Origin of the sequence: Marmoricola sp. OAE513 (genome assembly GCF_040546585.1) — a bacterium.
Classification (GTDB): Bacteria; Actinomycetota; Actinomycetes; order Propionibacteriales; family Nocardioidaceae; genus Marmoricola.
The window spans coordinates 3,127,973-3,140,334 of record NZ_JBEPOC010000001.1; the positions used below are offsets into that span (position 1 = coordinate 3,127,973).

Sequence of the window (12,362 nt, forward strand, 5' to 3'; positions counted from 1 at the left end):
CTCGGACATGAACGCACTGCGCAGCTGGACCCGGCCCCGGAGCCTCCGCCTCCAGGTCCTGCGCCTGCTCGCCGTGCGCGTGGTCGGCTTCGGCGCCCTGGTCGCCACGGTGCTGATCGGCCAGATGGTGGCGGTCCGTCCCTCGGCCGCGCCGTTCGAGACGACGCCGTCGGCGCTGCCGTCGTGGACCGCCGCCGACCAGGCGGGAAACCCCGACTGCGTGCCCGCCGCGGCCTGGCCGGCCGGAAGCCCCGCGACCGCGGTCGTGGCGCACAGCTTCAGCGACGACCTCACCCGTCGGATCGACTTTGACGATGCCTGGGCGGCGAACCACAACGCCACCGACACCGACGACGTGTGGGTTCTCGGTATCTGCTCTTGAAAATAGTTGAACGTTGAACTATTGTTCAGGGCATGCCAGCAATCACCGTTGACGACCTGACCGTTCTGGACCGGCTGCCCGTCCCCGGACTCGGCGACACCGTCCGCCCCGTCAAGCAGATCATCGACGCCCCCTCGGGCTTCGAGGGCGAGGGCTTCCCGGTGCGCCGCGCCTTCGCGGGCGTCGACCTGCGCGACCTCGACCCGTTCATCCACATGGACCAGATGGGTGAGGTCGAGTACGCCCCCGGCGAGCCGAAGGGCACGCCCTGGCACCCGCACCGCGGTTTCGAGACCGTCACCTACATCATCGACGGTGTCTTCGACCACCACGACAGCCACGGTGGTGGCGGCACGATCACCAACGGCGACACCCAGTGGATGACGGCCGGCTCCGGCCTGCTGCACATCGAGGCTCCGCCGGAGTGGCTCGTGCAGGCCGGTGGGCTGTTCCACGGCATCCAGCTGTGGGTGAACCTCCCGAAGGACGCCAAGTGGAACGCCCCGCACTACCAGGACATCCGCTCGGGCCAGGTCGGCCTGGCCACCTCCGCCGACGCCGGCGCGCTGGTCCGGGTCATCGCCGGCGAGGTCGGCACGACCCAGGGCCCCGGCTCGACGTACACGCCGATGACGATGGTGCACGCAACGGTCGAGCCCGGCGCCCAGCTCGAGCTGCCGTGGAACCCCGAGTACAACGCGCTGGTCTACGTCCTCTCCGGGCACGGCACCGTCGGCCTGGACAAGAAGCCGCTGCGGATGGGCAACCTCGCCGTGCTCGGCAAGGGTGACTTCGTCACCGTCGAGGGGTCCCGGACCCAGGACAGCCGGACGCCGGCGTTCGACGTGGTCGTCCTCGGAGGCAAGCCGATCCGCGAGCCGATCGCCATGGCGGGACCGTTCGTGATGAACACCAAGGCCGAGGTGATGCAGGCGTTCGAGGACTTCAACAAGGGTCGGTTGGGCACGATCCCCAGCGTCCACGGAGCGCCGACCACCCTGCAGGAGGGCTGAGTCCGACCTGCCTCAGGGCAGGTGCGGGAGCAGTGGTGTCACGGTCACGGTGAACGGCCGGTGCGGCTGGGTGGCGCGCCTGTCCGCGACGACCTGGGCCGCGAGCTCGAGCGCCTCGACCCCGCTGCTGCACGGGACGTGGTGGTTGACCAGCCCGGTGCGCAGGTCGCAGGTCACCACGAGGTGCGCGCAGGCCGCCCGCCCGGCGGCCGCGGCGTCGCGCGCCCGCTGGAGCAGGTCGACGGCGCCGGCCTCGTCGAGCGCGGCGAAGTCGGCGACCTCGACCGTGGCCGGCTTCAGGTCGCTGCGGATCTTCAGCAGGGGAGCGACGTACGGGCGCCTGCGCGTCGCCGCCCTCGCCGGTGCTGCCAGCGGGGCGGGATCGGTGAACGACGTGCCGCCGGTGGCACGGGCCTTCAGCTTCTTGAACACAAGGACTCCAGTCCGGGAAGAGATCTACCCCGGAAGGACGCAGAACGAGCCGCCTCATCACGCCGTTCGCCGAGGCGGTCGGCCCTGCTGGGTCCTAGGACAGCTTGTCGACGTACGCGACCACGCGGTTGAACAGCGCCGCCACGCCCGCGGTCGAGGCGGCACGGGGTGCGGGAGTCTCTGCCAGCTCGTAGAGCAGCGGCTGCGCCGCCAGGACGCCGGCGTCGGCGGCCACCGATGCGGCGATCCGTGCGGCGTCGCGGACCGCTACCGGGTCCACGGTCCACACGGACTCGAACACCCGGTGGCGGTCGGGTACCTCTGACTGTCCCGGGAGCTCCCACGCGGACAGGCACGCCGTGGTGCCGAGCGCGTCGCACACGACGGCCCACTCGCGGCGCATCGGGGCGTTCTCGTCCAGCGTTGACCGGATCGGCCCCTCGGCGGAGTTTGCGTTGCCGTCCCAGTGGTCCGCGAAGACGATCGCCGTGCGCGCGACCCGAGCGAGCTCGTTCCACCGCGGCGCGGACGGCTCGTAGAAGTCGCCGCGCTGGAAGGCGCCGAAGAGCACCGGTCGGTCGGCCGTCGCGCAGCACTCGTCCTCGATCGCCCAGGAGAGCGCGATGAGGGTCGACTTGCGCAGCCGGTGCACCGGGAGCGCGGGGTGCAACCTCCGCAGCTCGGCGAAGATCGACGGCGTGCTGGGCGCCTTGGTGGCGGACGCCTCCGCGATGGCCACCTCCAGGCGGATGCCGCCCTCCTTGCGCCGCAGGACCTGCTGGACGAGCGCGACGTCGGCGTCGCTGTAGCGCCGGTGGCCGCTGGCCAGGCGACGAGGTTCCGGAAACCCGTGGCGGGCCTCCCACATGCGCAGCACCGCCGGGCTCAGGCCCGTGCGCTCCGCGAGGTCGCCGATGGTGAGCTCTGAGCGCTCGTCATCGGTGGGGGGTTGCGCGATCCCGGGGTCCTGGTCCATGCTCACACCATAAACCTAAACAACGTGTTTAGGAACTTGTTCAAGTTTGGAGAGTGCCATGAACAACATGAGCAAGATCGAGGACGGGGTCGTCGACTGGTCGGACCTCGGCCGCGAGATGTGGTCGTTCCTCACCGGCCGGCAGGCCGAGATCAACTACCGCTTCGTCGACATGACCGTCGAGATCCCCCGTGACACGGGACCGGCTTCTCCGCGTGCCGTCTGGAAGGTGGACGGCACCCTGCAGATCACCACGCGAGACAACGCGGCCGGAGCCTAGGCATGCCCGTCGTGGCACCGCCGCAGATCGAGGTGAGCGCCGACCTGCGCTTCAGCGTCGAGCTGCCCGGGCACGGGCCGGTGCGCGGAACCGTGGTCGGCTCCGGCAACCGTCTCGAGGTCCGGCTGGACGACCCGGCCTACTTCGCCGGCGGCCGGGACGCCGGTCACCTGCGCGCCCTGGCCTCTGCCCTGGCCGAGCGCGACATCACCGTCGTCGTCAAGGCGGGTGACACCACCCTGCTCGAGATCGGCGCCACGGACCCCCCGTGGTGGCAGCGACGACTCAGCAGGTCGCGGCACCTGAAGGTGGTGAGCGTGCGCGGTGCCGTCACCGGTGCCATCGGTCGGGTGCGCGGTGCGACCGCGGAGGCGGTGCTGCCGACCAGGGACCTCGTCCCGCCGACGACCTTGCTTCCCCTCGCGCCCACCTTCGGACGCGCCGACCGCCGGGTCACCACGACGCACGACCCCCGACGCGCGGGCAACCCGAGGCTGGTGCTGTCCGCCTCGAACCGCGGGCTGCCCGACGACGCGCGGATCGTCTTCCCGCTCCTGGCCGAGACCACCACCATCGGCAGCGGGGCCGGGTGCGACATCCGGCTGCCGGAGCTCGAGCCGCTGCACGCGGTCGTCGTCCACGACGGACGTGACGAGTTCGTCGTACGGCGCGTCGCCGCCCGGGCGCACGTCCTCGTGCACGGGGCCGTCGTGCAGGACGACCTGGTGCTGCGAACCGGAGCCCGTCTCACGGTGGGCCCGTGGACCCTCGCCTTCCGCCGCGCCGAGTACGCCGACCACGGTCGCCCGTTCGGGGGCCGGATCGGCGGAGAAGCAGGTCACCAGCGCAGCCAACCCCCGGCGCCCGCCGACGGCGCCGGCAGCGACGGGGGCGGCCCCACGGTGGTGCTGGACCCGCAGGGACCCCGATGAGGTCGGAGCTGCCGGTCGTGGTCGTCGGAGCAGGCCTCGCGGGCCTCGCGTGCGCCGGGCGGCTGGCCCGGGAGGGGGTGGCGGTCGTGGTGCTGGAGGCCGGCGACGGGGTCGGAGGTCGGATGCGCACCGAGCGCGTGGACGGGTTCACCATCGACCGCGGCTTCCAGGTCCTCAACACCGCGTACCCGGCGTTGCGCAGCTCCGGCGTCCTGGACGCGTTGGACCTCCGGTTCCTGCCCCGCGGGGTCCGCGTACGCCGCGACGGCCGCCTGCACGACGTACCGCACCCCCTCGCGTCAGCGACAGCACCGTTGCGGGCGCTGACCTCCGGGGTCGCGGGCGCCCGCGACAAGCTCGACCTCGCGCGGTACGCCGGCGCACTGGTCGCCGCGCCGACGTCAGCCATCAAGGACCGCGTCGACGTCCCTGCCACTCAGGCCTGGGCCTCGGCGCTCTCCCCGGAGGTCGTCGAGGGCGTCCTGGTCCCGTTCCTCACCGGGGTCGTGCTGGAGGAGGACATCGGGACGAGCCGTGTCTTCACCGACCTGATGATGCGCATGTTCGCGCGGGGTACCTCCGCAGTCCCCGCGCGCGGGGTGCAGGAGCTGCCGAGGCATCTCGCCTCGCGGCTCCCCCCGGAAACGGTGCGGCTGGAAGCGCCCGTGGTCCGGGTGGCGCCGTTCTCCGTCGAGCTCGAGGACGGGTCGGAGCTCGACGCACGCGCGGTCGTAGTCGCCGTGGACCCGTGGGCGGCTCACCGACTCGTCCCCGGGCTCGGTCACCCTCCCGCAGCACGCGGTGTCAGTACCCACTACTTCGCCGCGCCTCCCTGGGCGGGCTCCGACGGGACCCTCGTCGTCGACGCCGACAGGTCGGGGATCGCCAACTCGGTGGTGCTCACCGAGTCAGCGCCTGAGTACGCGCGGGACGGACGAGCGCTCATCGCGACGTCGGTGGTGCACGGCGGTTCCGGTGCGGATCTCACGCCCGACCAGGTGGCCGTGCTCGCCGCCGAGCTCCACGAGACGTCCGCCTCCCGGTGGGAGCACCTGGTCACCCGCGACGTCGCCGCCGCGCTTCCCGCGATGCCCGCACCGCACCCGTTGCGCAAGCCGGTCTACGTCCCCGACGCCGGCGTGTGGGTCGCGGGTGACCACCGCGACACCAGCTCGATCCAGGGAGCCCTGGTCTCGGGTCGCCGTACGGCGTCCGAGGTGCTGCGTCACGTCACTCTGAACCGGGCCGCCTCGTGAGCCCGGCCCCGGTCCTGGTCGCGGGCGGCACCGGTTTCGTCGGCCGCCGGTTGGTGGCTGCGCTCGCCGAGCAGGGCGAGGACGTCCGGGTGATGACCCGGCGGCCCACGTCCTACTCCGGCCCCGGTGTGCCGGTGCGGGGTGACGTCGAGCAGCTCGCGTCCTTGGAGAGCTCGCTGGCCGGCTGCCGCGCGGCGTACTACCTGGTGCACTCCCTGGACCGTCCCGACTTCCGGGCCCACGACGCCGCCGCGGCGCGCTCCTTCGCGCAGGCAGCGGCAGCGAGCGGGGTGGAGCAGATCATCTACCTCGGCGGACTGGGCAACGACGAGGACGACCTGTCCTCGCACCTGAGGAGCCGGCGCGAGGTCGAGGGCCTCCTGGGTTCGACCGGCGTTCCGGTCACGGTCCTGCGTGCGGGCATCATCGTCGGCCACGGCGGCATCTCCTGGGAGATCACCCGCCAGCTGGTGGAGCACCTGCCGGCGATGATCACGCCGCGCTGGGTCCGCACGCGGACCCAGCCGATCGCGGTCGACGACGTCGTCGGCTACCTGGTCGGCGTGCTCGACCGGGCTGACGCCCTCGGGCGCGTCTTCGAGGTCGGCGGACCAGACGTCCTGGAGTACAAGGAGATGCTCCAACGGGTGGCGGCCGTAGAAGGGAAGTCCTTGCTGGTGGTGCCCGTGCCCCTGCTCTCCCCGGCACTGTCCTCGAGGTGGTTGGCGCTGGTGACCGACGTCGACGTGCGCTCCGGCAGGAACCTCATCGACTCGATGGTCAACGAGGTGGTGGTCACCGACCACTCGATCGCCGACGTCGTCCCGCTGACCCCGAAGGGCTACGACGACGCGGTCCGTGCTGCGCTCGACGAGCGACGGCGGGAAGGGCGATGAGCCTGCGGGAGCGGCTCGGCCCGTGGTCGCGGAGCAGGCTGCCCAAGCCGCTGACGTTCGTCGTGGAGCTGGAGCGCGAGGAGACCGACGCCGTACGGCGGCGTCGACGCCGGGTCGTCGCCGGTACGTCGGTCCTCGGGGCAGGTCTGCTGGGTGCCTCGCTCTCCACGACCCCGGGATCCTCGAGCTTCTACCGGTCGACCGCGGCGGTCGCCGGTGTCTGGACGATCGGCGGCCTCGCCTCCGGTCCGCTCCACCTCGGGTGGATCGAGAACCGGGACTCCTCGCTGCGTCGTCCGGTCCTGACCCCGGCGGTGACCGGCGTCGGCGCCTTCGGCGTCTTCTACGGTGCAGCGTTGGTCGCCCGTCGGATCCCGGTCCTGCGCGACGCGATCTCCGGGGTCCTCCGGTTCGCCGACGAGGGCGACGACCGGCTGGTGCTCGCGACGACGCTGGCCAACGGCCTGGGGGAGGAGGTCTTCTTCCGCGGCGCGATGTACGCGGTCCTGGAGGACCGTGCACCCGTGGCCGCCTCCACCGCGGTGTACGCGCTGGCGACGACGACCACCCGCAACCCGGCGCTCGTCCTCGCCGCCGGGGTCATGGGGACGCTGTTCGGCCTCCAGCGACGCGCGTCAGGGGGCCTGCAGGCGCCCGTGATCACGCACCTGACCTGGTCGACCCTGATGCTCAGGTTCCTGCCGCCGCTCTTCGCGGCGGACGCGCGCGTCGAGACCCGGTCGTCCGCCGGTTCCACCCACCGGCGCGGTCGGGTCAAGCACCGGCTGCCAGTCGGATCAGCCACACCGTCCCGGGGTCCTCAGGCAGGTCGTCGATGAGGACAGGCAGCGGGATGGACCAGTTCCGGTCGGCGACGGTCCCCGGGACGTTCGGCCGGCGCTCCTGACCCACAGCGTCTTCGAGCGACAGGCACAGCAGCAACGACGGGGCCTGCACCAGGCGGGCGTACGCATCGACAACCGGGTCAGCGCCGAGCGACGAGCTCCCGGTGCTGTGGAGGGTGGCGAGCAGCGCCTGGCGGTTCGACTCGATCTCGGCAGGGTCGATGCCCGTCAGACGCGCCTGCTCCTCGGCGTCCGAACCGCTGCAGAGGCCGGTGACGGTCGGGAGGTCGTGCGTGGTCACCGCTGCCATCGAGCGCTCGGGCCACGCCGCCGGATCCTGCTCCTCGAACAGCAGGACCTTGTAGGACAGGATCCCGCGTTCTGCCAAGGCATCGGCGACTCCCTCCTCCACGGTGCCCAGGTCCTCGCCGACGACGACGGCGCGTGCGCGGTGGGACTCCAGTGCGACGATGTCCAGCAGATCATCGTGGGGGTACCGCACGTAGCCCCCGGCCGTCGGGTCACCGCCGCCGGGAACCCACCACAACCGGAACAGGCCCATGACGTGGTCGATCCGCAGACCACCCGCGCCGCTCACCGTCCGCCGTACGGTCTGGATGAAGGGCTCGTAGTCGACGTCCTGCAGTCGCCACGGCACCCAGGGCGGCGAGCCCCAGTCCTGCCCGAGGCTGTTGAGCTCGTCGGGCGGAGCCCCGATCGACACGTCCCGCGCGAGAAGCTCCTGCCACGTCCACGCGTCGGCCCCGGACCCCGCGACGCCGACCGGAAGGTCCTGGATGATCGTGAGATCTCCGGTGGCGGAACGCAGCTGGACGCTCAGCTGCCACTGCAGCCAGACGTGGAAGTCGATGTTCTCAGCCAGGTCCTCACGGGCGGCCGGAACGGCCGGTCCGGAGGGATCCCGTACGCCCTCGGGCCAGGTGTGCCAGTCGGTGCCGTGCCGTTCGGCGAGCGCGCACCACAACGCGTAGTCCTCGACGTCCTGACCGCGTTCGACGCGCCAGGTGTTGAAGTCGTCGGCGTCGTGACGACTGCGTTCGAAGGCAGACCGCAGCGCGCTCAGCTTGACGGCGGCGACGCCGTCGCGGTCGATCAGCTCGGCGGCTCGCACCCTGTCCAGCGCCTCGGTGTCCGCGTCGGCCGGGTCGAAGCCGGGGACCTCGGGTACGCAGAGGTAGAGCGGGTTGAGGAACCGCCGTGACGTCGGCAGGTAAGGGCTCGACTCCTGCACGCCGCTGGGTGCGACGGCGTGCAGGGGGTTGACGAGGAGGAAGCCACCGCCGACCCCGGCAGTCCACTTCCGGAGGCGCCGGAGGTCGCGAAGGTCGCCGATGCCCCAGCTGTCGGAGGAGCGCGTGGCGTAGAGCTGGACCGACCATCCCCACGTCTGCTCCTCGGGCACGAAGCAGCGTCCCGGGGAGACGATGAGTGCTCGTTCCGTGCCGGCACCGGTGCGGGCGCGGTGGTAGCCGAGCGGGAAGTCCGCAGGGAGTCTGCCCGCAACCCTCCTGGTCGATCCGTCCTCGCACACGACGTCGAGGTCACCGAGCCCGGGATCGCGCCCGGGACGCGTCACGACGGGCCTGGTGTCGTCAGCCCCCGTCGGCTCGCCCAGCGCTGCGCGGAGGGATGCGAGGGTGGAGGCGGAGAGCCTGTGCTCCTGCTCCCCGGCATCAGCCCAGACCTCTTGTACCGGCTCAACCACGAGGGTCGCTGGCGTTGTCGTGGCACACGCACCTGTCGCCGAAGTAGCGGCAGCTGCTCACGGATCCGTCCTCGTTCTCGACCACGAGCTCGGCTCCTCGTGCTCGTGCCAGGTAGGTCGCACCGGCGATGGCGGGCTCCTTCTTCTCGAAGCTGTGGCCGGGCTCGGGCTCGCCCTCGATCCGGTAGGACCACCTGCTGCGGTCGAAGAACGCGGTCACCCGGGCTGGCGTCTCCGCGGGTGTCGGGGCTGGCGTGTCGCCGGTCTCGTCGCGGGGAGCACGCTGGCTCGGGACGGGACGGGCAGGTGTCTCAGATCGGAGAGGCATGGTGAGCCCTGTCGTCGGTACTCCTGGGGAGACGCGTCGCTGTTGAGCGTCCTGGGGGAGAGGTACCCGCACGTTGCTGGTCAACACCGTCGGACCAGCGGCGACGTGCGGAACCGCTGCAGACGTGTGCGCAGACGGGGCTTCTGGGTAACGCCATGGGATGACCACAACTCCGGAGGACCCCATCACCGATCCCACCGAGTTCCCGGACAGCGGGCCGGACATCACCCCGCCGGACGAAGCCGCGCCGGACGACGGTGAGAGCCGTTGACAGGTGACAGCCTGCTGATGCCCGTCTGGGTACAGGCGGGCGCGTGGGGTCTGCTCGCCGGGGGCGCGCTGGTCCTCGGCGCTGCGATCGCCTGGTTCCTGACCGTTCCCCGCGCCGTCGTGGCTGCGGTGATGGCCTTCGGAGCGGGCGTGCTCATCTCCGCGCTGGCATTCGACCTGGTCGACGAGGCCGAGGCTGCCGCCGGCCTCGGCCCGACCCTCACGGGGTTCGTCGGCGGTGCCGTCCTGTACGTCGTGGCGAACCTCGCACTGGCCCGTCGAGGTGCGCGGCACCGCAAGCGGTCGGAGTTGCAGCCCAGCGAGGACGAGCACACGGGAAGTGGGACGGCCATCGCGGTCGGCGCGCTCCTCGACGGGGTCCCGGAATCAGTGGTTCTCGGACTCTCGCTGCTCGGAGGCGGCGGCGTCGGGGTCCCGGTGCTGGCGGCCATCTTCTTGTCGAACTTGCCCGAGGGCCTCTCCAGCGCAGCCGGCATGAAGCGCGCCGGACGGTCCGCGCGCTACGTGTTCGGCACCTGGGGCGGCATCGCCCTGGCCAGCGGGTTGGCCGGCGCCCTGGGGTGCCTGGTCCTGCAGGACGCGTCCGTCGCCTGGGTCGCCGGCATCACCGCGGTCGCTGCGGGAGCGATCCTGGCGATGGTCGCGGACACGATGATCCCCGAGGCCTTCGAGCGCACCCACCTGTACGTCGGGCTGATCGCCACCCTGGGCTTCGCGCTGGCATTCGCGCTCGAGCGAGGATGACGGTGCCCGCGATCCGGCCGAGGTGTCCTCACGGTTCGCTCGGCGGCCCCGGTAGCCGGTCGAGCGCCGGGAGCTCCACGCTCTGACCGCGCCGGATCGGGGTGATGCGGGTAGCGAGGCCGGAGTCGCGGTCGGCGGCCCGCAGGAAGTCGGTCAGCGGTGACTTGAAGACGCGGTAGTCGTCGAAGTGCACGGGCACCGCGTGCTGCGGGCGAACCGTCCGGAGGAGCTCGGTCCCTCCGCGGGCGTCGAGGGTCACGGTGTGGAACAGGACCCGGGTCCCACCCAGGTGCACGACCGCCGTGCTGATGCCCGGGTAGCGCTCGGCGATCTCGTCCAGGTGCGGACCGGTGAGGGTGTCACCGCTGAGGTAGAGGCGCTGGCGCAGCTCCCCGTCGACCCGGTGCTCCAGGATGCTGCCCATGACGGGCGGCAGCAGACGTCCGAGCAGCCCGCGGGCGTGCACGGCGGGCACCGACTCGATGCAGAGCTGCTCGCGCTCGCGGGAGAGCGAGGCTCGCTCCCAGGTGCGAAGACCCTGGGTGGTGAAGCCCCACCGGTCGAGCCGGCGGGCCGCGTGCGGGGTGGTGAGCACCGGAGCGTCCCGGGTGAGGCCACGTCGGGCGACACGGTCGAAGTGGTCGCCGTGCAGGTGGGAGAGGACGACGGCGTCCAGCTCAGGCAGCTGCTCGGGTTGGAGCGCGGGCTCTGTCAGGCGACGGGACCACAGCCCCTTGCCGAGGTAGGCACGCTGGCCGCGGTGCAGGAAATTCGGGTCGGTCAGCAGCGTGAACGACCCGATGCGCAGCAAGGTCGTGGCGGTGCCGATGAAGGTGATGTCGTTCACCAGGAGGTCCGGTCAGCCGAGGATGGCGACGCTGGGGTCGAACGCCAAGGCTGGGGTACCCGGTTTCAGGGCCTCCAAGCGGTTGTCGTGCCGGGGATCTCAGGTCGCCTCCACCTGCTCGCTGACGAGCCCGGTCACGGCGGACGGCGAGCGCGGGGCAGAACTGAGCGGGTCGAGGTTCACGAGGACCTCCTCGTGGCCGGGAACGAGGGGGAGACCGGAGGGTCGTGGGGAGGGTGCAACGTGGCGGCTGTCTGGTCGAGGCACTCGCACAGCGATTCCAGGAAGCTGTCGAGAAGCTCCTCGGGGAGCCGAACGCCCAGGTGCCGCGCGATGAGGTATGCCTCGACGTGGGTCTGGGGGTCGTGCGGATCCAGGCTGCGGATGAGCGCGGCGCACGGTTCGGGGAGCTGGGCGCAGAACAGGCGGAGAAGGTCGACGCGCGGGTGAACGGTCATCGGTTCAACCTCAGGACAGGGAGCCTCGGCTCCTGCCACGCGCCCTAGGTCCGAGCGCGACATCACCCTAACGCGCATCCGCAGCGGGGTGAAGACCACGAGGCGAGGACCAGCTCGACGGATCGAGCCCCTGACCTGGTCGCAGGTCAGGGGCTCGATCACCTGGGGTGAGTAACGGGACTTGAACCCGCGACATCCGCCACCACAAGGCGGCGCTCTACCAGCTGAGCTATACCCACCATCGCGCGTTCTTCAGAGGATCGTCCGAACGAGCAGGAAGAAGTGTACCGAAGGTTCAGGCGTGCTCTGAACCGGGTTGTTCCGCGGGCTCAGACGGTCGGTGCCTGAACAGATCCTGTGAGTGCGCCCTGGTGCGTGGTGGCGATCTTCTTGGCCGTGTCGGCGTCCGGTCCCGGGGGCGCGACGAAGACCGCGTCGCGGTAGTAGCGCAGCTCCTCGATGCTCTCCTGGATGTCGGCGAGCGCCCGGTGGCCGCCGGACTTCGCCGGCGCGTTGAAGTACGCCCGCGGGAACCAGCGCCGTGAGAGCTCCTTGATCGAGGACACGTCGACGATCCGGTAGTGCAGGAACGACTCCAGGTCGGGCATGTCGCGGATCAGGAACGAGCGGTCGGTGGCGACCGTGTTGCCCGCCAGGGGTGGCCTGCTGCCCTCGGGGCAGTGCTCCTTGATGTACGCCAGCACCCGCGCCTCGGCATCCGCCATCGTCGTGCCCGAGTCGAGCTCCTCCAGGAGACCGGACTTGGTGTGCATGTCCCGGACGAACGGCACCATCTGCTCGAGCGCCTCGGCAGGCGGCTTGATGATGACGTCGATGCCGTCGCCGAGGACGTTCAGGTCGAAGTCGGTGACGAGCGCCGCCACCTCGATGAGCGCGTCAGCGCCCAGGTCGAGGCCGGTCATCTCGCAGTCGATCCACACAAGTCGCTCGTTCAC

15 protein-coding genes and 1 tRNA gene are annotated in these 12,362 nt (G+C 71.3%); 8 read left to right on the forward strand and 8 right to left on the reverse strand.

All coding sequences use genetic code 11. From position 1 onward, the window contains the following. Positions 1-7 precede the first annotated feature (7 nt). Together ABIE44_RS15635 and ABIE44_RS15640 are read left to right on the forward strand one after the other, a co-directional pair. Positions 8-382, forward strand: a complete 375-nt coding sequence (locus ABIE44_RS15635) for a hypothetical protein (protein ID WP_209715517.1) — start codon at positions 8-10, stop codon at positions 380-382. A 32-nt stretch (positions 383-414) separates the two neighbouring features. Beyond that, positions 415-1,395, forward strand: coding sequence for a pirin family protein (locus ABIE44_RS15640; RefSeq protein ID WP_209715515.1), 981 nt, complete (start codon positions 415-417; stop codon positions 1,393-1,395). A 12-nt stretch (positions 1,396-1,407) separates the two neighbouring features. Here ABIE44_RS15640 and ABIE44_RS15645 read toward each other — a convergent pair whose 3' ends face one another. Beyond that, positions 1,408-1,827 carry a hypothetical protein gene (locus ABIE44_RS15645; protein WP_209715512.1) on the reverse strand — a complete coding sequence of 140 codons (420 nt, stop codon included), beginning with the start codon at positions 1,825-1,827 and terminating at the stop codon, positions 1,408-1,410. Between the two features lie 94 nt (positions 1,828-1,921). Next, the gene (locus ABIE44_RS15650) at positions 1,922-2,803 is read right to left on the reverse strand and encodes a DICT sensory domain-containing protein (RefSeq protein WP_209715509.1); all 882 of its coding nucleotides are present in this window, start codon (positions 2,801-2,803) and stop codon (positions 1,922-1,924) included. 58 nt (positions 2,804-2,861) lie between these two features. On the opposite strand from ABIE44_RS15650, the gene ABIE44_RS15655 reads away from it, so the two are divergent. Genes ABIE44_RS15655 through ABIE44_RS15675 form a run of 5 tightly spaced genes read left to right on the forward strand, consistent with a single transcriptional unit; the run spans position 2,862 to position 7,006 of the window. Beyond that, positions 2,862-3,083, forward strand: coding sequence for a hypothetical protein (locus ABIE44_RS15655; RefSeq protein WP_209715506.1), 222 nt, complete (start codon positions 2,862-2,864; stop codon positions 3,081-3,083). 2 nt (positions 3,084-3,085) lie between these two features. Further along, on the forward strand, positions 3,086-4,015 hold the full coding sequence (locus ABIE44_RS15660) for an FHA domain-containing protein (protein WP_209715503.1): 930 nt from the start codon (positions 3,086-3,088) through the stop codon (positions 4,013-4,015). Then, entirely contained in the window at positions 4,012-5,271 is a 1,260-nt protein-coding gene (locus ABIE44_RS15665) for an NAD(P)/FAD-dependent oxidoreductase (protein WP_209715500.1), read from the forward strand. Before ABIE44_RS15660 ends, ABIE44_RS15665 begins: the two co-directional genes overlap by 4 nt. Beyond that, a complete protein-coding gene (locus ABIE44_RS15670) occupies positions 5,268-6,167 on the forward strand; it encodes an NAD(P)H-binding protein (RefSeq protein ID WP_209715497.1) in 900 nt (299 codons plus the stop codon). The genes ABIE44_RS15665 and ABIE44_RS15670 overlap by 4 nt, the downstream gene beginning before the upstream one ends. Continuing rightward, a complete protein-coding gene (locus ABIE44_RS15675) occupies positions 6,164-7,006 on the forward strand; it encodes a CPBP family intramembrane glutamic endopeptidase (RefSeq protein ID WP_209715494.1) in 843 nt (280 codons plus the stop codon). The genes ABIE44_RS15670 and ABIE44_RS15675 overlap by 4 nt, the downstream gene beginning before the upstream one ends. Here ABIE44_RS15675 and malQ read toward each other — a convergent pair. Next, on the reverse strand, positions 6,942-8,609 hold the full coding sequence (gene malQ / locus ABIE44_RS15680) for a 4-alpha-glucanotransferase (protein WP_209715491.1): 1,668 nt from the start codon (positions 8,607-8,609) through the stop codon (positions 6,942-6,944). The genes ABIE44_RS15675 and malQ overlap by 65 nt on opposite strands. Positions 8,610-8,730: 121 nt before the next feature. Continuing rightward, positions 8,731-9,066 (reverse strand): DUF2188 domain-containing protein, encoded by a 336-nt coding sequence (locus ABIE44_RS15685; protein WP_209715489.1) that lies wholly within the window; start codon positions 9,064-9,066, stop codon positions 8,731-8,733. Positions 9,067-9,354: 288 nt separating this feature from the next. Here ABIE44_RS15685 and ABIE44_RS15690 point away from each other — a divergent pair, with 288 nt between their 5' ends. Beyond that, the gene (locus ABIE44_RS15690; RefSeq protein WP_209715485.1) at positions 9,355-10,101 is read left to right on the forward strand and encodes a ZIP family metal transporter; all 747 of its coding nucleotides are present in this window, start codon (positions 9,355-9,357) and stop codon (positions 10,099-10,101) included. A 28-nt stretch (positions 10,102-10,129) separates the two neighbouring features. Here the strand turns inward: ABIE44_RS15690 and ABIE44_RS15695 are convergent, their stop codons facing one another. The 4 genes from ABIE44_RS15695 to orn form a co-directional block, all read right to left on the reverse strand. Then, positions 10,130-10,948: an MBL fold metallo-hydrolase gene (locus ABIE44_RS15695; RefSeq protein WP_209715483.1), complete on the reverse strand. Its 819-nt coding sequence runs from the start codon at positions 10,946-10,948 to the stop codon at positions 10,130-10,132. Between the two features lie 179 nt (positions 10,949-11,127). Next, positions 11,128-11,406, reverse strand: coding sequence for a hypothetical protein (locus tag ABIE44_RS15700; RefSeq protein WP_209715480.1), 279 nt, complete (start codon positions 11,404-11,406; stop codon positions 11,128-11,130). 163 nt (positions 11,407-11,569) lie between these two features. Further along, positions 11,570-11,645: transfer RNA gene (locus ABIE44_RS15705), tRNA-His, on the reverse strand. Positions 11,646-11,735: 90 nt separating this feature from the next. Continuing rightward, positions 11,736-12,362, reverse strand: coding sequence for an oligoribonuclease (gene orn, locus ABIE44_RS15710; protein WP_209715477.1), 627 nt, complete (start codon positions 12,360-12,362; stop codon positions 11,736-11,738).